Below are 20406 nucleotides of genomic sequence, written 5' to 3' on the forward strand. Positions count from 1 at the left end.
GCACTGGCAATCGGTAGTTTCCGCGCTCCGGGAGAGGGTCTTTCCCCGCGCAAACGAAAAGGGCCGGCGCTTCCACGCCGGCCCTTTTCGTTGTCTTCAGCGACAGTCGATCAGATGTGGATCGGCTTGCCGGTGACCGCCATCGCCGCTTCCTTGATCGCCTCGGAGTGCGTCGGGTGGGCGTGGCAGGTGTAGGCGATGTCCTCGCTGGTGGCGCCGAATTCCATGGCCTGCGCGGCCTGGGCGATCATGGTGCCGGCGACCGAGGCGATGCACCATACGCCGAGTACGCGGTCGGTCTCGGCATCGGCGATGACCTTCACGAAGCCGTCGGGCTCGTGGTTGGTCTTGGCGCGCGAGTTGGCGAGCATCGGGAACTTGCCGACCTTGACGGCGCCGCGTTCCTTGGCGGCTTCTTCGGTCAGGCCGACGCCGGCGAACTCGGGCTGGGTGTAGACGACGCCGGGGATGACGTCGTGGTTCACGATGCCGGTCAGCCCTGCGATGTTCTCGGCGACGGCGATGCCTTCGTCCTCGGCCTTGTGCGCGAGCATCGGGCCGGGAATGACGTCGCCGATGGCCCAGACGCCATCGACCTTGGTGCCGAAGTCGTGGTCGGTCTCGATCTGGCCGCGCTGGTTGAGTTCCAGCCCGATCTTGTCGAGGCCGAGGCCTTCGGTGTTGGGACGGCGGCCGATCGAGACGAGCACGACGTCGGCCTCGATGACCTCGGCGTCACCGCCCTTGGCGGGCTCGACGGTGACCTTCGCGGTCTTGCCCTCGACCGTCACGCCGGTGACCTTGGTGCCGAGCTTGAGCGTCATGCCCTGCTTCTTGAAGATCTTGGCGGCTTCCTTGCGGACGTCGCCGTCCATGCCGGGGAGCAGCTGGTCGAGGAATTCGACCACGATGACTTCCGCGCCGAGGCGGCGCCACACCGAGCCAAGCTCGAGACCGATCACGCCGCCGCCGATGACGACCATCTTCTTCGGAACCGAAGTCAGTTCGAGCGCGCCGGTGGAATCCACCACCACGCCGCCGGCATTGTCGATCTCGACTCCGGGGAGCGGGGTGACAGAAGAGCCGGTGGCGATCACGATGTTCTTCGCGGTCACCGTCTTGCCCGCGACTTCGACGCTGTGGGCGTCCCTGAACGTGGCGTAGCCCTTGATCCAGTCGATCTTGTTCTTCTTGAACAGGAACTCGATGCCGCCGGTCAGGCCCTTCACCGCGTCGAGGCGCTGGGCCTGCATGGTGCCCAGGTCGAGCTCGGGGGTTACCTTGATGCCCATCGCCGCCATCGCGCCGTTCTTCGCCGCATCGAAGTATTCCGACGCGTGGAGCAGGGCCTTGGAGGGGATGCAGCCGACGTTGAGGCAAGTGCCGCCCAGTGTCTCGCGCCCTTCGGCGCAGGCGGTCTTGAGGCCCAACTGCGCGGCGCGGATCGCCGCGACGTAGCCGCCGGGCCCGGAACCGATGACAAGGACGTCGTAATCGTAATCAGCCATGTTCAGGCCTCCGTACGCTCGTGCATCGCAACTTGGTGGCACGAGCGGAAAATAGTCAATTCAGCGCAAGTGAAAACCCCGCCCGTCCGGTGTGGGCGGGCGGGGCTTTTCGTCTCAGAGGTCGATCAGGAGCCTGGTGGGATCCTCGATCGCCTCCTTGATGGTCTTGAGCGCGGTGACCGCCTCGCGGCCGTCGATGATGCGGTGGTCGTAGGACAGCGCGATGTACATCATCGGGCGGATCACGATCTCGCCGTTACGCACGACAGCGCGGTCCTCGATGCGGTGGAGGCCCAGCACCGCCGACTGCGGCGGGTTGATGATCGGGGTCGACATCAGGCCGCCGAACACGCCGCCGTTGGAGATCGTGAAGGTGCCGCCCTTCATGTCTTCCATGGTCAGCTTGCCTTCCTTGGCCTTCTTGCCGAACTCGGCGATGGCCTTCTCGATGCCGGCGAAGCCCAGCTTGTCGCAGTCCTTGACGACGGGGACGACGAGGCCGTTGGGGGCCGAGACCGCGATCGAGATGTCGACGTAGTCGTGGTAGACGATCTCGTCGCCGTCCATCTGCGCGTTGACCGCCGGGATGTCCTTGAGCGCCAGGACCGAAGCCTTGGCGAAGAACGACATGAAGCCAAGCTTGATGCCGTGCTTCTTCTGGAACACGTCCTTGTACTTCTCGCGCGCTTCGATGACGGCCGACATGTCGACGTCGTTGAAGGTGGTGAGGAGGGCTGCGGTTTCCTGCGCGGACTTCAGGCGCTTGGCGATCGTCTGGCGCAGGCGGGTCATCTTGACGCGCTCTTCGTTGCGCGCCGAGGCGGGCACCGAAGCGGGGGCGCCGGCAGCCGCAGGAGCGGCCGAAGCCGGCTTGTTCTTGGCCGCTTCCAGGACGTCGTCCTTGGTGATGCGGCCGTCCTTGCCGGTGCCCTTGATGGTGGCCGGATCGATGCCGTGCTCGAGGATGGCGCGGCGCACGGCCGGCGACAGCACCGAGGAACCGGCCGAAACCTCTTCCGTCGCAGCGGCAGCCGGGGCGGGGGCGGGCGCCGGAGCGGAAGCGGCCGGCGCAGCAGCCGGGGCGGCGGCGGGCTTGGCGGCGGCAGGCGCGCCCGAGCCGGCTTCGATCGTGGTGATCAGTGCGCCGACGGTGACGGTGTCACCTTCCTTGGCGATGTGCTGGCCCATGACGCCCGCGAGGGGCGCCATGACGTCGATCGCGACCTTGTCGGTCTCGAGGCTGGCAATGGCTTCATCGGCAGCGACGGCTTCGCCGGGCTGCTTCAGCCATTGGCCGATGGTGGCTTCGGAGACGGACTCGCCGAGCGTGGGGACATTGACTTCAGTGGACATGATTTATCTCAAGCCTTCTGCTTGCGACGAAGTTCGGAACGGACGGAAAGATGCAACGCGTCGGCGACCAGCGCCGCCTGTTCGGCGGTGTGGCGCTTGGCGAGGCCGGTGGCCGGCGAGGCCGAGGCGGAACGGCCGGCATAGCGCGGACGCGGGGCCGAAACGCCCGCCTCCTTGGCGGCCGCCTCGATCAGCGGATCGACGAAGAACCACGACCCGTTGTTGCGGGGTTCCTCCTGGCACCAGACGATTTCCTCGAGGTTGGGCATCGCGGCGAGGCGCTTGGCCAGCGGCTCGCCCGGGAAGGGGTAGAGCTGCTCGAGGCGGATGATCTGGGTATCGGTGATCTCGGCCGCGTCGCGCGCCTCGAGCAGGTCGTAGAAGACCTTGCCCGAGCACAGGATGACCTTCTTCGTGTCCGCGTCCGCAGAGGGACGAGGATCGGAGAGGATGCGCTTGAAGTCGCCGTCGATGAAGTCCGCCGCCGACGACTTCGCCAGCGGGTGGCGCAGCAGCGACTTGGGGGTCATGATGATCAGCGGCTTGCGGAACGGACGGTGCATCTGCCGGCGCAGGACGTGGAAGTAGTTCGCCGGGCTGGTGATGTTGCAGACCTGGATGTTGTCCTGCGCGCAGAGCTGCAGGTAGCGTTCCAGGCGCGCCGACGAGTGCTCAGGACCCTGGCCTTCGTAGCCGTGGGGCAGCAGCATGACGAGGCCGTTCGCGCGCAGCCACTTGGATTCGGCCGAGGCGACGTACTGGTCGATGATGATCTGCGCGCCGTTGGCGAAATCGCCGAACTGCGCTTCCCACAGCACCATTGTCTTGGGGTCGGCGCTGGCGTAGCCGTACTCGAAGCCGAGCACGCCGTATTCCGAGAGCGTGGAGTCCAGCACCTCGAAGCGGCCGTGTGGCAGCGTGGTGAGGGGGGTGTACTTGTGCTCGTCGGTCTGGTCGGTCCAGACGGCGTGGCGCTGCGAGAAGGTGCCGCGTCCGCAGTCCTGGCCCGACAGGCGAACGCCGTAGCCCTCGGTGACGAGGCTGCCGAAGGCGAGCGCCTCGGCCGTCGCCCAGTCGAAGCCTTCGCCCGACTTGAACATCTCTTCCTTGGCGGCGAGCACGCGGGCCAGCGTCTTGTGGACGGTCAGCCCTTCCGGAACCGTGGTCAGCGTGCGGCCCAGGCTCTCGAACAGCTTGGGTTCGATCTTGGTGTCGACGTTGCGGCGCGCGGTTTCGGGATCGGCGGGCTTGTGGAAGCCGCTCCACTGGCCGGAGAACCAGTCGGCCTGGTTGGCCTTGTAGGTCTTGGCCGCCTCGAACTGCTCCTCGAGGTGGGCGGTGAAGCTTTCCTCGGTGTGCGGCAGGAAGGCGTCGTCGATCACGCCTTCGCCCTTCAGGCGGTCGGCGTAGATCTTGCTGACCGGCGGGTGCTGGCGGATCTTGGCGTACATCAGCGGCTGGGTGAAGCCGGGCTCGTCGCCCTCGTTGTGGCCGAAGCGGCGGTAGCACCACATGTCGATGACGATGTCGCGGCCGAAGGTCTGGCGGTAGTCGATCGCCAGCTTGCACACGAAGGTCACGGCGGCGGGATCGTCGCCGTTGACGTGCAGGATCGGCGCCTGGACGCCCTTGGCGACGTCCGAGGGGTACGGCGAGTTGCGCGCGAACTGCGGGCTCGTCGTGAAGCCGATCTGGTTGTTGATGATGAAGTGGATGCAGCCGCCGGTGTTGTAGCCCTTGACGCCCGAGAGGCCGAAGCACTCCCAGATGACGCCCTGGCCGGCGAAGGCCGCGTCGCCGTGGATGAGCACGGGCAGCACCTGCTTGTGCTTCGCGTCGGGGCCGACGTCGTCGCCGATGTCGTCGGCGATGACCTGGTAGGCGCGCACCTTGCCGAGCACGACCGGATCGACCGTCTCGAGGTGCGAGGGGTTGGGCATCAGGCTCATGTGGACCTTGATGCCGTCGAAATCACGGTCCGCCGACGTGCCGAGGTGGTACTTCACGTCGCCCGAGCCGCCCACGTCCTCGGGATTGGCGGTGCCGCCCGAGAATTCGTGGAAGATGACCTTGTAGGGCTTGGCGAGGACGTTCGCGAGCACGTTCAGGCGGCCGCGATGGGCCATGCCGTAGACGATTTCCTTCACGCCGAGCTGGCCGCCGTACTTGATGACGGCCTCCAGCGCGGGGATCATCGATTCGCCGCCGTCGAGGCCGAAGCGCTTGGTGCCGACGTACTTCTTGCCGAGGAACTTCTCGTACTGCTCGCCGCGCACGACGGCCGAGAGGATCGCCTTCTTGCCCTCGGGCGTGAATTCGATTTCCTTGTTCGCGCCTTCCATGCGTTCCTGGAGGAAGCGGCGCTCCTCGGTGTCGGCGATGTGCATGTACTCGAGGCCGACCTTGCCGCAGTAGTTGGCGCGCAGGATCTGCACGATCTCGCGCACGGTCGCCCATTCGAGGCCGAGGGTGCCGCCGACATAGACCTTGCGGTCCTGCGCAGCGCCGACGAAGCCATGGTATTCCGGGGTCAGGTCGGCCGGCAGCTTGCGCTGGTTGAGGCCGAGCGGGTCGAGGTCCGCCGCAAGGTGACCGCGCACGCGATATGTGCGGATCAGCGTCATTGCGCGGAAGGCATCGGCCGCCGCTTCGTCTATACGCGACTGATCGACCTTGGCGCCGCCCTTTTCGGCGGTTTTCTTGATCTCGGCCTTGAGCGCCGTGGGATCGAGGCCCTGGGTCCAGTCATCCTCGGCGTCGCCGCCGACGAGGGGCCAGGTGCCGCGCTGCCAGCTCGGGCCGGCTTGGGGCTCGTCGAGTCCCATGTCGGGGGTGAATTCGAAACTCTCGTCGCCCATAGGAATCACCTATCGCCACGCCGGACGGACTTGTCCCGGCGTTGTCCTGTGTTCGCGGAGCCGACGGTTCCCGGGGAGGAAGGACCGAAAGTCCGCTTGGGTATCATCGCGCCCAGGCCGCATGCCCGGCGCGTATCGTCGTAAGTGCCCGGCGGCGGCAGGGTTCCGAGGAACCCGCGCCGCGCGCCGGGCGCCTGAACTCAGGCGAGTTCCTTGAGGCGTTCCACAAGGGTTTCGCCGAGCAGCGAGGGCGAGGACGACACCTTGATGCCGGCTTCTTCCATCGCCGCGATCTTGTCTTCCGCGCCGCCCTGGCCGCCCGAGACGATCGCGCCCGCGTGGCCCATGCGGCGGCCCGGAGGCGCCGTGCGGCCGGCGATGAAGCCCGCCATGGGCTTCTTGCGGCCGCGCTTGGCTTCGTCCTTGAGGAACTGCGCCGCTTCTTCTTCGGCCGAACCGCCGATCTCGCCGATCATGATGATCGACTGGGTGGCGTCGTCGGCCAGGAACAGCTCGAGGACGTCGATGAAGTTCGTGCCGTTGACCGGGTCGCCGCCGATGCCGACTGCGGTGGTCTGGCCGAGGCCGGCGTTGGTGGTCTGGAACACGGCTTCATAGGTAAGCGTGCCCGAGCGCGAAACGACGCCCACCGAACCCTTGGAGAAGATCGAACCGGGCATGATGCCGATCTTGCACTCGCCGGGGGTCAGCACGCCGGGGCAGTTCGGGCCGATGAGGCGCGACTTGGAACCCGAGAGCGCGCGCTTGACGCGGACCATGTCGAGGACGGGGATGCCCTCGGTGATGCAGACGATCAGTTCCATCTCGGCGTCGATCGCCTCGAGGATCGAGTCGGCGGCGAACGGCGGCGGAACGTAGATGCAGGTGGCCGAGGCGCCGGTGGCGTGCTTGGCTTCGGCGACCGTGTTGTAGTTGGGCAGGCCGATGTGGGTCGTGCCGCCCTTGCCGGGGGTGACGCCCGCGACCATCTGCGTGCCGTAGGCGAGCGCCTGCTCGGTGTGGAACGTGCCGGTCGCGCCGGTCATGCCCTGCGTGATGACCTTGGTGTTCTTGTCAATGAGGATCGACATCGATTCCTACCTCTTCCGTCATCCCGGCAAAGGCCGGGATCCAGTGAAAACAACGGCCGGGGGCCAGTTAAAAACTTTGCCTCCGCCGCCGTCCCGGAAAGCCGGGGCGACGGCGGAGGCGAATAGCAGTCTTAAGCGAGCGAGCCGTCGATGGCCTTGCAGGCCACCAGCAGTTCCTTGACCGCGTCGATCGAGACCTGGAGGCCGGCCTTGGCCTGCTCGGTCAGTTCGATCTCGATGACCTGCTCGACGCCGCCGGCGCCGATCACGACGGGCACGCCGACGTAGAGGTTGTCGACGCCGTACTGGCCGGTCAGGTTCGCGGCGCAGGGCAGGATGCGCTTCTGGTCGCCGAGGTACGATTCAGCCATGGCGATCGCCGAGGCGGCGGGCGCGTAGAAGGCCGAGCCGGTCTTCAACAGGCCGACGATCTCGCCGCCGCCGTTGGCGGTGCGCTTGACGATGGCGTCCATGCGCTCCTGCGTGGAGCGGCCCATCTTGATGAGGTCAGGAACCGGGATGCCCTTGATCGTCGAGTACTCGACGACGGGGACCATGGTGTCGCCGTGGCCGCCCAGGACGAAGCTGGTGACGTCACGGACCGAGACGCCGAATTCCCAGGCGAGGAAGGTCGAGAAGCGCGCCGAGTCGAGCACGCCGGCCATGCCGACGACCTTGTTGTGCGGGAGCCCCGAGAATTCGCGCAGCGCCCAGACCATCGCGTCGAGCGGGTTGGTGATGCAGATCACGAAAGCGTCGGGCGCGTTGGCGGCGATGCCTTCGCCGACCGACTTCATCACCTTGAGGTTGATGCCCAGCAGGTCGTCGCGGCTCATGCCAGGCTTGCGGGCCACACCGGCGGTGACGATGATGACGTCGGCGCCGGCGATGTCGGTGTAGTCGTTGGTGCCCGTGATGGCGGCGTCGAAGCCTTCGACCGGGCCGCACTGCGACAGGTCGAGCGCCTTGCCCTGCGGCAGGCCTTCCGCGACGTCGAACAGGACGATATCGCCCAGTTCCTTCTGCGCGGCGAGGTGAGCGAGAGTGCCACCGATGTTGCCTGCGCCGATGAGGGCAATCTTCTTACGAGCCATGATCCGTGCTTGTCCTTCCCAGTGGCGGGATTGTCCGGACTTCAAGGCGGCCTGCTTTCAATCCCGCAGAAGGCAGGCGCCGGGTTTGCGGAGCCGGCCCTACGCCCCCATCGGCGACATTGCAACCGACAAAGGGTTGCTGACATGCGGATGACGGCACTTTTAACTGATAATAGTTCGCAATTGCAATAGAGGCCGTAATCGGCGGAAAATCGGCCCTCTTTTCGAGCTGCAAAGGGGAGCGTGCGCGCCACGGACTCTGCGAAAGAGATTTCGGGCATCGCGGGGGAGGAGGCAAGCCCTCCCGGATGCGACTCGTCGAAAGCCGGATACGGGTGGGCTGGTCGTTCAGGTCGAGAGGTCCGCCATGCCTTTTCCGATCAAGCATCCGTCGCCCCCGCGAAGGCGGGGACGACGGGGGTTGGTGGGGCCGGAATGCAGGCGCCCAAAGACCGGGAGGATTTACGCCCCGAGCCGGCGCTCCGCCGCCTGCGCCATGCGGCGGTCGAGGCTGCGGCAGATCTCGAGCCAGCGGGCGCTGGCCTCGGCGTCGCCCGAGGCGTGGGCGGCGAGCGCCTCGTCGCGGGCCTGGGTGGCGGCGGAGAGGCCGTGGCGGGCGAAGTGCATGAGCGCGGCGGCGAGGCCGGCGTCCAGCTCGGCCTCGGGCGCGCTGGGCACCGCGTGCAGCGCGAGGCGGCGCGGGCAGGGCGGATTGTCGTTGCCGGCGCCGAGCGGGGCGCCGAGGCACAGCGAACGCGAAATGGCCGGAGTTGTCCCGCCCCAGGCGGCGGCAAAACGGATGGTCATGTGCGATGGGCCTCTTTGTTCGGGGTCTTGGCGTGGCCCCTTCCTAGCAGGGAAGGGGCTAAGCCATCATGAGAGGACTTGGTTGCTTAAGTCTTGACCAAGACCCCTAGGGGGTTTCCCCGGTCTATCTCTTTGCAATCGATTGATTATCAATTCTGCGGGTTGGCTATCCAGCGCCCGGAGTTAGCATACTCGGCCTTGATGCCCTCCGAGGCGGGCAGGTTCTGCGCGCGGTAGAGGGCGTCCCCGCCGCGCTGGGTGACTGCGGTGGAATAGACCGGCGCGGGGGCGGTGGCGGTGGCGGCCTGCGGGGCCGGGGCGGCGATCGCCCGGGTCTCGACGAGGCCGAAGGCGCGCTGCACCGCCAGCGGGTCGAGCGCGGCGGTGGTGTCGGCGCTGTCGTCGCGGCGGTGCGGGGCGGCCACCGGCTCGCCGCCGAGGTAGGCGTAGCGGAAGGTCGCCGGACTGCCCGCCGCGCCGCGCAAAGCGTAGAACCGGTGCGCGCCGATGGTGCCGAGGTAATTGAGGCTCGGCGCCCAGTAGGGGCTGACCTGGACCGTGTGGTAATGGGTGGCGAGGCCGACCGGCGCGTAGACGTAGCCCGCCAGCGCGGCGCGGGCGACGGCCTCGGCGCGGTCCCAGAACAGGCGCTGCGGGCGGCGGGCCAGCGCGCCGTCGCAGGTGAACGAGAACTGGCAGCCGGTCGAGCGCTCGGAGCCCTGGTAGACGACGCCGCACACGGTCTTGGGATAGCTGGGGTGGGCGACGCGGTTGAGCACCACCTGCGCCACCGCGCGCTGGCCGGCGTCGGCTTCGCTCGCGGCTTCGTAGTAGATCGCGGCGGTCAGGCACTGCAGCGCGCGGCTGCGGTCGACGCCTGAGTTGTCGATGCGGAAGGCGCGGGCGATCGGGCCGGGGCCGGAAACCGCGTCGTCGGCGTCGGAGTGGATGCCCTCGCCCACGCGCAGGGGGGCGACCTCGCTGTCGAGGTAATAGAACGCCGAGCCGGGGAAGCTGGCGCCCGCCTGCTCGAAGGGCATCGGCGCGACCGGGGTGTCCTGCGTCCCCGCGTCGGCGATGGCGAAGCGGTCGGGCGCGGCGAAGGCGGGCAGCGCCACGGCGGCGAGCGCGGCGACGCCGAGCGTCCAGCGGCGATGGAGCTTCAGCGGGTGGCGGCCGATGCCGTGCGCGCGGCGGGCAAAACGGCCCGAAAAGTCGCGCGGGCGTTCCCAGCCATCGAATCCGCGCGCGTCCGCCGGAGCGGCCGGGAGTTCGGAAAAGGCGGCGGCTGGGGGCACTCGGTTCCTGTCAAAGCATGGGCGCAGTTCGGCAGCACCGGGCCTAGCTGCGCAAGCCGCGCGGCGCATCCCGCCATTCGTCGCCGTCCCGTTGCGGTACAGGGCGGGGCTCTACGCTTAAGGCCTTAAGAAATTGCCGATAGCCGTCATCCCGGCGAACGCCGGGACCGCCGGGCAGCCTTGAGGCAATGCACCGCCTGCATCCCTGCTCGGCTCGGTCAGCGATCCCTGCTCTCGCAGGGATGACGGTTCGCTTGCAAACCGTGCAACTCCGCACTATCGGCGCTCTCACGTCATGGGTGCCCGGTTTGCCGGGCCTAAGAGGGAAGCCGGCCGCAACTGCCGGCGCTGCCCCCGCAACTGTGACCGGAGAGCCCGTCTCCATCGCGCCACTGGCCTCATGGCTGGGAAGGCGGGGGCGGGCGATGATCCGGGAGCCAGGAGACCTGCCCAGGATGGTCGTTCCGCAGCCGGACGGGGTGTTCCGGGTGCAGCGGGTCCGCGTGCCATGAGGGGCGCGCGAGGCCTCCGCCATGAACGGCGAGACACGTTCAAGGTTCGGAGGACATATAATGAAGTACCTGTTTCTGCTCGGCACCGCGCTGGCGGCAAGCACTCCCGCGATGGCGCAGGAGGCCGGCGTGTTCGACGAGGGCGATCCCGCCGCCATCCGCATGGAGCGCGGCCAGATCGTCGTCACCGCCACCCGCGAGCCCACCCCCGTCACCCAGGTCGGGCAGTCGGTCAGCGTCGTCACCCGCGACCAGATCGAGCGTTTCCAGGCGACCAGCGCCACCGACGTGCTGGCGCGCATTCCCGGCGTCAGCGTCGTGCAGTCGGGCGGCTTCGGCCAGCCTTCCAGCGTCTTCGTCCGCGGCGCCGAGAACGCGCAGAGCCTGGTGCTGATCGACGGCGTGCGCATCAACGATCCGGGTGACGTCGGCGGCGGCTTCGACTTCGGCAACCTGACGATCGGCCAGTTCGACCGCGTCGAGATTGTGCGCGGATCGTCGGGCGTGCTGTGGGGCAGCCGCGCGATCGGCGGCGTCATCAACTTCATCACCGCACGGCCCACCGAGCAGTGGACCGCCCGCGCGCAGGCCGAATACGGCTGGCGCGACCGCCGGAACGTGAGCGCTTCCGCCGCCGGCCTCGTCGGCCCGGTAGGCCTGACGCTCGGCGGCAACTGGCTGAAGGGCGACGGTTACTCCGCCTTCAATGAGCGCCGAGGCGCCACCGAGAAGGACGGCTTCGAGAGCAAGTCGGCCAATGCGCGCGCGCAGGTCGAACTGGCGCAGGGCCTGTCGGTCGATGCCGGCGGCTTCTACACCAAGGGCGACTACGACTACGACAACACCGGCGCCGATGCGCTGAACGTGGGCCGCAAGCGGGACACGCTGGGCTATGCCAACGTGCGGTATTCGGGGCTGGAGGACCGGCTTTCGGCGCGGATCGGCTACGGCATCAACGACACCAACCGCGTGTCGGACGACGCCGTGTTCGGCCCCTACGAGACCAACGGCCGCACCGAGCGCTTCGAAGGCCAGCTGTCCTTCGCCCCGATCGAGATGGCCAGCGTCCAGCTGGGCGCCGAGACCGAGAAGCAGAAGTTCGACGACAACTACGGCTCGAAGGACAGCACCTCGCTCGACAGCTACTACGGCAACCTCACGGTGCGTCCGCTGACGGGCCTCACGCTGAACGGCGGCCTGCGCTACGACGACCACGAGGACTTCGGCCACAGGACCACCTTCGCCGCCAACGGCGCCTGGGTGCTGGGCGAGGGCGACGAGGCCCCGATCCTGCGCGCCAGCTACGGCGAGGGCTTCAAGGCGCCTTCGCTCTACCAGCTCTACAGCAACGCCGGCTTCCGCGCGCTCGATCCCGAGACCTCCAAGAGCTGGGATGCCGGCGTGGAACTGCCCTTCGCGCAGGGAACCGGTGCCTTCACGGTGACTTACTTCGACAGGAAGACCAAAAACCTGATCGACTACGACCTGACGCAGTTCAACTACTACAACGTCGGGCGCGCACGGGCGCAGGGCGTGGAACTGGGCATGCAGGTCACCAACTGGGAAGGCTTCGACGTCAACATCGCCGCCACCTACCTAGACGCGACCAACGAGCTGACCGGTGACCGCCTTGCCCGCCGGCCGCGCACCAACCTTTACGCCAGCATCGACAAGGCGTGGGAGCTGGGCCTCAAGCTGGGCGCGGACCTGCGGGTCGGCGGCGGTCGCTATGACGACACCGCGAACACGCAGTACGTCGGCGGCCATGTCGTCGCCGGCCTGCGCGCGGCCTTCGCCGTCACCGGGAACGTCGAGGTCTACGGCCGGGTCGAGAACCTGTTCGACGAGCACTACGAAACGGTGCGGACCTACGGCACGCCCGGCCGTTCGGCCTACGCCGGCGTCCGCGTGAAGATGTGACGGCAGGGTCGGTCGCTACAGGGCCGACCCGGGCAGCCCTTCCCTCGGGGCAGGGGTCGTCGTTTCCGACCCGCACACCCACACCTCGTCATTCCCGCGAAGGCGGGAACCCATCTGATGGCCGGGCCACACGAAGCGACCTCAGATGGGTCCCCGCCTTCGCAGGGACGACGAAGATGGGGGCGGGGATGACCATGCGCCCCGTCGCCGCTCTGCTAGCTCTAACCCTCACCCTCACTCTCGCCGCCTGCGGGCCGGGCGCCCCCGTCGTCGATGCCGCGCGGCCGCGCATCGTCTCGCTCAACCCCTGCACCGACGCGGTGCTGGCCGAGGTGGCGTATCCCGGGCAGCTGCTGGCGATCTCGCACTACAGCCACGACCCGTCCGCGACTTCGATGGACATCGCCCGCGCGCGCCGGTTCGCGGCCGTGTCGGGCGCGGTCGAGGAGATCGCGGCGCTCAAGCCCGACGTTGTGGTGGCCAGCAGCTTCCTCTCGCCCACCACCGCGCAGGCGCTGCGCGATCTCGGCATGCGCGTGGTGCTGGAGCCGATCCCGTCCGACATGCCGCAGGCGCTGGAGCAGGTGCGCACGCTGGCGGCGCTGACCGGCAACCGCAAGGCGGGCGAGGCGCTGACCCGCCGCATGAACCTCGCGCTGGAAGCCGCCGCGCCCGCGCCCGGCGCCGCGCGCATTCCCGCGCTGGTCTGGCAGTCGGGCGGCATCGTCGCGGGGGAGCATACGCTCGTCGCCGACCTCATGGCGCGTTCCGGCTTCGTCAACGCCGCCGCCGCGCGCGGGCTGGCCCAGGCCGACTACCTGCCGCTCGAACGCGTGCTCGCCGATCCGCCGCGCGTGATCTTCACGGTCGGCTCCCCCGCCGCCGAGGAGGACCGGATGCTGCGCCATCCCGCGCTTGCGCACCTGACCGGCACGGCCCGCGCCCCGCTCGATGCCTCGCTGCTGTGGTGCGGCGGGCCGACCATCCCGCGCGCGGTGGCGCGGCTGGCGCAGGTTCGCGCGCAGATCGCCGGGCAGGCTTCGCCGCGCCCGGCGCCGCGAGCCGCGACAACCGCGCTGAGCCACGTCCATACCGTCAACCCGACCATCCCAGAGGCCCAGCCTTGAACCGACGCCTCATCCTGCTGCTGATCGCCGCGCTCGTGCTGGCGGTGCCGTTATCGCTGCTGGCCGGGCGCGTGTGGATCGACCCTTTCGCCCCTTCGACGCGCAATGCGATGCTGATCCTGTTCCAGCTGCGCCTGCCGCGCGCGGCGCTGGCGCTGGTGATCGGGGCGGGGCTGGGCGTCTCGGGTGCGGCGATGCAGGGGTACCTGCGCAATCCGCTCGCCGATCCGGGCCTGTTCGGCATCGCGCCGGGCGCGGCGCTCGGCGCGGTGCTGAGCTTCTGGACCGGCTATGCCGCCTCGGTCTGGCTGCTGCCGGTCTTCGCGCTGGTCGGGGCGGGCGGGGCGATGGCGCTGCTGGCGCTGATCGCCGGGCGCGAGGGCGGCGTGGCGCTGTTCACCATGGCCGGGCTGATGATCGCCAGCCTTGCCGGAGCACTCACCAGCCTGGCGATCAGCCTCTCGCCCACGCCCTTCGCGATGAGCGAGATCGTCACCTGGCTGATGGGCGCGCTGGCCGACCGTTCGTGGCGCGAGGTCGCCATCGCCGCGCCGCTCACGCTGGCGGGCGTGGCCGTGCTGCTGGCCTGCGGACGCGGGCTCGACGCGCTGACGCTGGGCGAGGTGGCCGCGCGCTCGCTCGGGCTCGACCCGCGCCGTCTGCAGGGGCTGATGATCGTCGGCGTCGGCCTCACCGTCGGCGCGGGCGTGGCGGTGGCGGGGGTGATCGGCTTCGTCGGGCTGATGGTGCCGCATCTGGTCCGTCCGCTGACCGACCGGCGGCCGTCCTCGCTCATGGTGCCAAGCGCGCTGGCGGGCGCGCTGCTGCTGCTTATCGCCGACTGCGCGTGCCGGGTGCTGCCGCTCACCGGCGGCGAGCTGCGGCTGGGCATTGCGCTCAGCCTGCTGGGAGCGCCGTTCTTCCTCGCGCTCCTGCTGCGCATGCGCCGGGGGCTGGCATGAGGCTCGAAGCCGTCGACCTGACGCTGGCCGGGCGCCTGTCCGGGATCAGGCTGTCCGTCCACGCGGGCGAGGTGACCGCCATCTGCGGCCCCAACGGCGCGGGCAAGTCGTCGCTGCTGTCGTGCCTCGCGGGGCTCGTCAGGCCGGACAGTGGGCTCGCCGCGATGGGCGGGCGGCTGCTGCGCGACGTGCCGGCGACAGAGCGGGCGCGCTGCATCGGCTACCTGCCGCAGGCGCCCGAAGTGGCGTGGGACGTGACGGTGGAGGTGCTGGTGTCGCTGGGCCGCCTGCCGTGGCACGACGAGCATGGCGACGAGGGCCGCGCCGCGATCGAGGAGGCCATCGCGGCGATGGACCTCGCCGCGCTGCGCGGCCGCCCCGTCACCCGGCTGTCGGGGGGCGAGAGGGCGCGGGCGCTGATGGCGCGGGTGATCGCCACCGGGCCGCAGTGGCTGCTGGCCGACGAGCCGCTCGCCAACCTCGACCTGGCCCACGCGATCGCCCTCATGCGCCGCTTCCGCGATCAGTCGCGCGCCGGGCGCGGGGTGGTGCTGGTGCTGCACGACCTGGCGACGGCGATGAACTTCGCCGACCGCGTGATCGTGCTGGAAGGCGGGCGGGTCGCGGCCGATGGCGAGCCGGAGCATGCGCTGTCGCAGGAGGTGATCGGACGGGTGTGGAAGTGCCCGGCGCGCTGGCTGGGGGAACCGGGCGCGCGGGCGCTGTCGCTGGGATAGGATCAATCCTCCCCATCGGCGCTGCCGAGGGGGAGGATTGCCGTTCAGTTCTGGACGAAGTGGCCCTTCGACCACACGCGCATGTCCTGCGCGTGCTCCTCGTTCTCGCGCACGTTTTCCTTGCGCTGGCGGTCTAAGATCAGCGACCCGGTGAGCCGCGCGAAGCGGCTGCGGCGGAAGGGGATCTCGGCTCCGATATTCATGACATCTCTCCTCTCGGGGAGATAACGCGCGGGGCGCCGGCCGGTTCCTCAGCGCGGGCCCACCCCGCGCGAGAACTGGGCCTGCAGGCTGGCGAGCGAGCTTGCGGAAAGCGGCGGGAGTTCGCGCGCCGCCTTGCCCTTGCGCAGCGCCGCGCGGTCCCTTTCCTCCGGCTCGACCACGCGCACGCGCACCGCCGCCTTGCCTTTTGCCCGCACGCCGAGCAGTTCGGCGGCGCCTTTCGAGAGGTCGAGGATGCGCGCCAGGTCGCCGTAGGGCCCGCGGTCGTTGACGCGCACGACGATGCGGCGGCCGGTGTCGAGCGCGGTGACCTCGACGTAGCTGGGCAGCGGCAGGGTCGTGTGCGCGGCGGTGACCCAGCCGGGGCGGAAGCGCTCGCCGTTGGCGACCTGGTCGCCGCTCTCGCCCCCGTACCACGTCGCATAGCCGAGCATGTCGTAGCCGGGGCTTGCAGCGGGCACGTAAGTCGCGCCGCGCACCTTGTAGGGCGGGCCGATGCGCACCGGCGCGTCGCTGACCGGGCGGTATTTCACCCCGCCCCCGCAGGCGGCGAGCGACGCCGCGAGCGTGAGGCCGAGGAGGGCGCGCAAGGTGAGCATCGCGCGAGCCTAGGCGCGGGGGAAGCGCGGACCAATGACGCGGCGCCGCCTTTCCACAAGCGCGGGCGGAACCGCGCATGGGTCCCGCCGCTTTCTCCCGCGACCGAAGGAGACCCGATGCCCACGATCCTGCAGACGATGACCGTCGCCGCCCGCGACCGCGCCCGCATGGCCGAGGTGAGCGCGGTGATCGCCCGCTTCGGGCTGGACTCGCTGCTCGCGCGGCTCGGGCTGGCCAAAAACGGGGGCGGAGAAGCGGCGCGCGAGGACGCCGACCTGCCCACCCGCACCCGCCGCGCGCTGGAGGCACTGGGGCCGACTTACGTGAAGCTCGGCCAGATCCTCGCCACCCGGCGCGACATGCTGAGCGACGAATGGATCGCCGCTTTCGAGCAGCTCCAGAGCGACGCCCCGCGCCTGCCGTTCGAGACCCTGCGCCCCGCCGTCGAGGCCGCGCTGGGCGAGCCGCCCGAGACGGCCTTCGCGCGCTTCGACACCGAGCCGCTCGCCGCCGCCTCGATCGCACAGGTCCACCGGGCCATGCTGCACGACGGCACCGAGGTGGTGGTCAAGATCCGCCGCCCCGGCATCCGCAAGGCGATGGAGGCGGACCTCAGGCTGCTGCGCCATCTTGCCGCGCTGGTCGAGGCGCGCAGCGACATGGTCCGCCGGATGATGCCCGGCGCGATGATCGAGCAGCTGGGCCGCGAGGTCCTCGACGAACTCGATTTCACCAACGAGGGCCGCAACGCCGACATGCTGCGCGCCGATCTCGCGCCGATGGCCCGCGTGGTGGTGCCGCGCATCCACTGGGCGCACAGCGCGAACGCGCTGCTGGTGATGGACTACGTGGAGGGCGTGCCTCCGCGCGATCCCACCGCCCTGCGCGCCGCCGGGATCGACCCCGCCGCGATCGCCGACCTCGGCGCGCAGCTGGTGCTGGAGATGGTGCTGGTCAACGGCCGCTTCCACGCCGACCCGCATCCCGGCAACCTGCTGTGCCTGCCGCCCGCCGCGCCGGGGGAGGGCGACCGGCTCGCGCTGCTCGACCTCGGCTCGGTCGGCTTCGTGTCCCCGCGCCGCCAGCACGAGTTCCTGACCTTCATCCTGTCCTTGCGCGGCAACGACCCCGGCGGCGTGGCGGACATGCTGGCGCTGTGGTCGCAGGCGGGCGAGGTCCCGCGCGAGCGGCTGCTGACCGCGTCCGAGCGCCTCGTCGCGCGTCACGGCAGCGGGGCGCTGGTGCTGAACGCGATGGTCGCCGACTTCTTCCCGCTGCTGCGCCAGGAAGGGCTGGTGCTGCCGCCCGACCTCGTGCTGATCTTCAAGGCGATGGTGACGATGGACGGGGTGCTCTCGGGCATCGCGCCGGGCTTCGACCTGTCGGAAGCGCTGGCTGCCCTGCGCGGTCGGCTGGTCGCCTCGCGCCTGACGCGCCTTGCCGCGCCGGGGCAGGTGGAGGCGGTGCTGCTCGAACTGTCACGCCTTTCCGCCGACGCCCCGCGCCTGATCCGTGCCGCCGCCGCGCGGCTGGAGCGGGACGACGCGCCGAAGCGCGCGCCGGACCCCGCGCCCGCGATCCGCCGGGCCGGGGCGCTGGTGGCGGGCGCGATCGTGCTCCATGCGCTCGCCACCTTCGCGGGGGTCATCCTTTAGCGCGGGCGGTGCAGTTGCCCTCGTACCGGGCGACGTCGTCCTCGGGATAGACGACCAGCTGCGCGCGCCCCTCGTTCCGGTTCCAGTCCCGGCCGCTGTAGAAGAAGTCGCGCGGCAGGCCGGGCAGGACGGCGTCGTTGACGAAGATGAACAGCGGCCCGCTCGCCTGCGCCTCGAACGTCCCGACCGCGAACACGCCGGGGCGGGCGGTGCAGGCGGTGTCGCGCTCGAACTCGAGCCGCTGGACGGTGGCGTGGCCGTAGTGGAAGGCGCCGTCCTCCCGCTCGCCGCGGATCTCGACCACGGGTTCGAGCCAGCGGGCGGTAGCGACGCGGCGGAAACCGGCACCCGGCGCCATGACCGCCATCTGCCGCCATCCCAGCTTGAAGGTCGACAGGCCGCGCGCCGGCATCGCGATGCCGCCGTCGCTCCACGGCGCCGGTGCAAGCGGCTCGCCCGGCGCGGTCTTCAGGAACACGAAATAGCGCAGGCCCTTCTGCACCTGCACCGGCACCTTGTCCTGCGGCGATGCGGAGGCCGGCGCGGCGTGGGTGATCCTCAGGCACGTTCCGGCGGCGTCGAGCACGTCGTCCGAGGTGGTCAGCGCGGCGTCGGGGCTGCCGGAGCAGAAGGCGCCGGTGGTCTCCTCGTAGTACAGCTTCGCCTGCACCGCCACGACCGCGAGCGTATAGGCGCCCCCGACGAGGATGCCGACGCCGGTGAGGAAGGGGATCACGTCCCATTTCCAGAACTGCAGGGTACGCTGGTAGCCGTAGCTGTTGCGAAAGCGGCGCAGCCCGGTCGGTTCCGGCACCGGCGAGGCGATTCCGTCGACCGAATCCCACCACAGCACGCGCATCCGGTCGCGCAGGGTGGCTTCGAGGCCGACCATCACCTGGCTCAGCGCGATCAGCACCAGCAGGATCGCGAGCGTCTCGGTCCACTCGCGCGTCAGGACCTCGTACCAGGGGGCGAGGAAGCCCGGCACGAAGCCGCCGAGCCAGCCGAACAGCCCTTCGAGCCAGCGCCCCCCGTCCCCGTAGAGCTGCAGGTTGGGGACCAGCAGATGCCTGTCGCGCAGCGGCGCGAGGGCGAGGAGCAGCGAGACGCCCACCACCAGGAAATAGCCGACGCGGCGCACCCACACGAGGTCCCAGTGGTTCTCCTGCACCTGGACGCGCGGGCCGGCGATTGCGGGGTCCTCGACATTGGCGATGGCGGCGCGGATCTTCGGGTCGTTGGCGGGCTGGAGCGCGTCGATCTCGAAGGTCTCGGGCAGGACGATGGGGGCGTAGTTGTCGTTGCCCACCGCGATGCGCTCGACCACGCTGCGGTGGATCAGGCAGCGCAGCAGCAGGCCCTGCGGACGGTGCGTCTTCTCGCCGATGGTGGGATCGCGCAGCACGCGTGTCTGGTCGAGCGTGATCGAATCCTCGGCGCGCGGGTGGAGCATCGCCGAGATCTTGCGCGGCTGGTAGCGATAATAGGCCGCCGCGCCGGAGCGCGAATCGTGCATCGGCCCCAGCGGATTGGCGAAGTCGGCGATCCGTTCGCGCTCGCTGGCGATGAACTCCAGGCGGCCGCCGATCTCGGCCATCATCCAGTCGAGCGAGACATAGGCCAGGCTGTCGTCGGGGTAGCCGCCGCCGACGTCCGAATGCATGCCGCAGAACCATACCTGCTTGAGCCGGGGACTGGCCGCCAGCGCGGCCTGCTCGGCCGCGGGCAGGGCCTCGATCCGGCGCTTTTCCGCCATCTCGTCCCAGAGCAGCGGCCAGAAGCTGTCGCGCTCCTCGTCGAGGGCGAGGGCGTGGCGGGCGGTCCTGACCTTGGGGTTGAGCATGTAGTCGGTCATCGTCAGCGGCCAGACGTACTGGTCGATCCCGCGCGTCACTTCGCTGATCGGCCCGCCATAGGCCGCGACCGTGTCCCACACGCCCACGAACTCGACGCCGGGCCGGTGCGCCGCCCGCCGGTTGAAATCCTGCCCGCGCAGCTTGCGCCAGCCGTGGATCAGCAGGTCGCGCAGCGCCCGCACGGCCATGAACAGCCAGGGAAACCGGTCCGGCCGGTTGAGCCCGAGAAAGCGGCGCAGCGCATCCGCGCAGTTGCGCTTGAGTTCGCGCTCGTCCTTGTAGGGCATGATGCCCTCCTCGCAGACGAGCGCGACGAGCAGGCGGATGGTGAAGGCGCCGCGGCTGAACCCGAAGGCGTGGATCTCGTCGCCGGGATTGTAGTTGCGGCAGACGTAGCAGTAGAGTTCGGCGAGATTGCGCTTCAGGCCCAGCCCGAAAATGCCGCCCAGGATCGCGAACAGCCGGATGCTCGAAGTGCCGACGCCGTTGTCGTAGTAGGCCACCTGCGGCTTGGCCATGGTGACGTCGCCGAGGCGCAGCGCGGTGTAAAGCCGGTAGACGTTGGTGCGAAACAGCTTGCCGCTGCTGTTGCCGGTACCGTCCGAAAAGGCGATGATGCGCTTGGCGCTGGAAATGGGCGGAGAAGAGTCGGCGCGTCGTTCCGGGTTTACGGTTTCGGTTTCGGACGCAGTTGCTTGTTCATGCGGATCATCGACTTCAGTTGATTTGAGTTCGTCCGAATCCGCCATGTCATTTCTCCCACCCTGCTCTGTCAAATACTATGAATTCCGCAGCCGGCGCAATAC

Annotated in this window: 15 protein-coding genes and 1 riboswitch; of the genes, 5 read left to right on the plus strand and 10 right to left on the minus strand. The window is 69.4% G+C overall.

The window, feature by feature from the left end; genetic code table 11:
- Positions 1-110: 110 nt before the first annotated feature.
- The 7 genes from lpdA to AC07M9_RS03770 all read right to left on the minus strand — a co-directional run bounded on the left by lpdA (position 111) and on the right by AC07M9_RS03770 (position 10111).
- The gene (gene lpdA, locus AC07M9_RS03740; RefSeq protein WP_494881403.1) at positions 111-1508 is read right to left on the minus strand and encodes a dihydrolipoyl dehydrogenase; all 1398 of its coding nucleotides are present in this window, start codon (positions 1506-1508) and stop codon (positions 111-113) included.
- 114 nt (positions 1509-1622) lie between these two features.
- Positions 1623-2861: a 2-oxoglutarate dehydrogenase complex dihydrolipoyllysine-residue succinyltransferase gene (odhB, locus tag AC07M9_RS03745; RefSeq protein WP_494881405.1), complete on the minus strand. Its 1239-nt coding sequence runs from the start codon at positions 2859-2861 to the stop codon at positions 1623-1625.
- Between the two features lie 8 nt (positions 2862-2869).
- Positions 2870-5719 carry a 2-oxoglutarate dehydrogenase E1 component gene (locus AC07M9_RS03750; protein WP_494881407.1) on the minus strand — a complete coding sequence of 950 codons (2850 nt, stop codon included), beginning with the start codon at positions 5717-5719 and terminating at the stop codon, positions 2870-2872.
- 200 nt (positions 5720-5919) lie between these two features.
- Positions 5920-6810, minus strand: coding sequence for a succinate--CoA ligase subunit alpha (gene sucD, locus AC07M9_RS03755; RefSeq protein ID WP_494881409.1), 891 nt, complete (start codon positions 6808-6810; stop codon positions 5920-5922).
- A 131-nt stretch (positions 6811-6941) separates the two neighbouring features.
- A complete protein-coding gene (gene mdh / locus AC07M9_RS03760) occupies positions 6942-7904 on the minus strand; it encodes a malate dehydrogenase (protein ID WP_494881411.1) in 963 nt (320 codons plus the stop codon).
- A gap of 462 nt (positions 7905-8366) precedes the next feature.
- A complete protein-coding gene (locus AC07M9_RS03765; RefSeq protein ID WP_494881413.1) occupies positions 8367-8711 on the minus strand; it encodes a hypothetical protein in 345 nt (114 codons plus the stop codon).
- Between the two features lie 149 nt (positions 8712-8860).
- The gene (locus AC07M9_RS03770) at positions 8861-10111 is read right to left on the minus strand and encodes a cell wall hydrolase (RefSeq protein WP_494883882.1); all 1251 of its coding nucleotides are present in this window, start codon (positions 10109-10111) and stop codon (positions 8861-8863) included.
- Between the two features lie 178 nt (positions 10112-10289).
- Positions 10290-10477, plus strand: a riboswitch (cobalamin riboswitch).
- 104 nt (positions 10478-10581) lie between these two features.
- On the opposite strand from AC07M9_RS03770, the gene AC07M9_RS03775 reads away from it, so the two are divergent.
- From AC07M9_RS03775 to AC07M9_RS03790, 4 genes are all read left to right on the plus strand, one after another.
- On the plus strand, positions 10582-12441 hold the full coding sequence (locus AC07M9_RS03775; RefSeq protein ID WP_494881414.1) for a TonB-dependent receptor plug domain-containing protein: 1860 nt from the start codon (positions 10582-10584) through the stop codon (positions 12439-12441).
- Positions 12442-12629: 188 nt separating this feature from the next.
- On the plus strand, positions 12630-13568 hold the full coding sequence (locus AC07M9_RS03780; protein WP_494881416.1) for an ABC transporter substrate-binding protein: 939 nt from the start codon (positions 12630-12632) through the stop codon (positions 13566-13568).
- On the plus strand, positions 13565-14530 hold the full coding sequence (locus tag AC07M9_RS03785; RefSeq protein WP_494881418.1) for a FecCD family ABC transporter permease: 966 nt from the start codon (positions 13565-13567) through the stop codon (positions 14528-14530). The genes AC07M9_RS03780 and AC07M9_RS03785 overlap by 4 nt, the downstream gene beginning before the upstream one ends.
- Positions 14527-15267, plus strand: coding sequence for an ABC transporter ATP-binding protein (locus tag AC07M9_RS03790; RefSeq protein ID WP_494881420.1), 741 nt, complete (start codon positions 14527-14529; stop codon positions 15265-15267). Before AC07M9_RS03785 ends, AC07M9_RS03790 begins: the two co-directional genes overlap by 4 nt.
- Positions 15268-15311: 44 nt before the next feature.
- On the opposite strand, the gene AC07M9_RS03795 is transcribed toward AC07M9_RS03790, so the two are convergent.
- Together AC07M9_RS03795 and AC07M9_RS03800 are read right to left on the minus strand one after the other, a co-directional pair.
- The gene (locus AC07M9_RS03795; protein ID WP_494881422.1) at positions 15312-15470 is read right to left on the minus strand and encodes a hypothetical protein; all 159 of its coding nucleotides are present in this window, start codon (positions 15468-15470) and stop codon (positions 15312-15314) included.
- A 48-nt stretch (positions 15471-15518) separates the two neighbouring features.
- Positions 15519-16088, minus strand: a complete 570-nt coding sequence (locus AC07M9_RS03800) for a septal ring lytic transglycosylase RlpA family protein (protein WP_494881424.1) — start codon at positions 16086-16088, stop codon at positions 15519-15521.
- A 117-nt stretch (positions 16089-16205) separates the two neighbouring features.
- Between AC07M9_RS03800 and AC07M9_RS03805 the strand changes: the two genes are divergently transcribed.
- The gene (locus AC07M9_RS03805; protein WP_494881426.1) at positions 16206-17744 is read left to right on the plus strand and encodes an ABC1 kinase family protein; all 1539 of its coding nucleotides are present in this window, start codon (positions 16206-16208) and stop codon (positions 17742-17744) included.
- Here AC07M9_RS03805 and AC07M9_RS03810 read toward each other — a convergent pair.
- A complete protein-coding gene (locus AC07M9_RS03810; protein WP_494881428.1) occupies positions 17734-20349 on the minus strand; it encodes a T6SS phospholipase effector Tle1-like catalytic domain-containing protein in 2616 nt (871 codons plus the stop codon). The genes AC07M9_RS03805 and AC07M9_RS03810 overlap by 11 nt on opposite strands.
- Between the last annotated feature and the right edge of the window lie 57 nt (positions 20350-20406).

It is taken from the genome of Novosphingobium sp. GW821-FHT09E05 (genome assembly GCF_059416165.1).

Excerpts from the sequence above, each read along its gene's own strand:
- AC07M9_RS03775 (WP_494881414.1), top strand. The coding sequence starts at position 10,582 with ATGAAGTACCTGTTTCTGCTCGGCACCGCGCTGGCGGCAAGCACTCCC.
- AC07M9_RS03795 (WP_494881422.1), bottom strand. The coding sequence starts at position 15,470 with ATGAATATCGGAGCCGAGATCCCCTTCCGCCGCAGCCGCTTCGCGCGG.
- mdh (WP_494881411.1), bottom strand. The coding sequence starts at position 7,904 with ATGGCTCGTAAGAAGATTGCCCTCATCGGCGCAGGCAACATCGGTGGC.
- AC07M9_RS03805 (WP_494881426.1), top strand. The coding sequence starts at position 16,206 with ATGCCCACGATCCTGCAGACGATGACCGTCGCCGCCCGCGACCGCGCC.
- odhB (WP_494881405.1), bottom strand. The coding sequence starts at position 2,861 with ATGTCCACTGAAGTCAATGTCCCCACGCTCGGCGAGTCCGTCTCCGAA.
- AC07M9_RS03780 (WP_494881416.1), top strand. The coding sequence starts at position 12,630 with ATGACCATGCGCCCCGTCGCCGCTCTGCTAGCTCTAACCCTCACCCTC.
- AC07M9_RS03810 (WP_494881428.1), bottom strand. The coding sequence starts at position 20,349 with ATGGCGGATTCGGACGAACTCAAATCAACTGAAGTCGATGATCCGCAT.
- lpdA (WP_494881403.1), bottom strand. The coding sequence starts at position 1,508 with ATGGCTGATTACGATTACGACGTCCTTGTCATCGGTTCCGGGCCCGGC.
- AC07M9_RS03790 (WP_494881420.1), top strand. The coding sequence starts at position 14,527 with ATGAGGCTCGAAGCCGTCGACCTGACGCTGGCCGGGCGCCTGTCCGGG.
- AC07M9_RS03750 (WP_494881407.1), bottom strand. The coding sequence starts at position 5,719 with ATGGGCGACGAGAGTTTCGAATTCACCCCCGACATGGGACTCGACGAG.
- AC07M9_RS03765 (WP_494881413.1), bottom strand. The coding sequence starts at position 8,711 with ATGACCATCCGTTTTGCCGCCGCCTGGGGCGGGACAACTCCGGCCATT.
- sucD (WP_494881409.1), bottom strand. The coding sequence starts at position 6,810 with ATGTCGATCCTCATTGACAAGAACACCAAGGTCATCACGCAGGGCATG.
- AC07M9_RS03800 (WP_494881424.1), bottom strand. The coding sequence starts at position 16,088 with ATGCTCACCTTGCGCGCCCTCCTCGGCCTCACGCTCGCGGCGTCGCTC.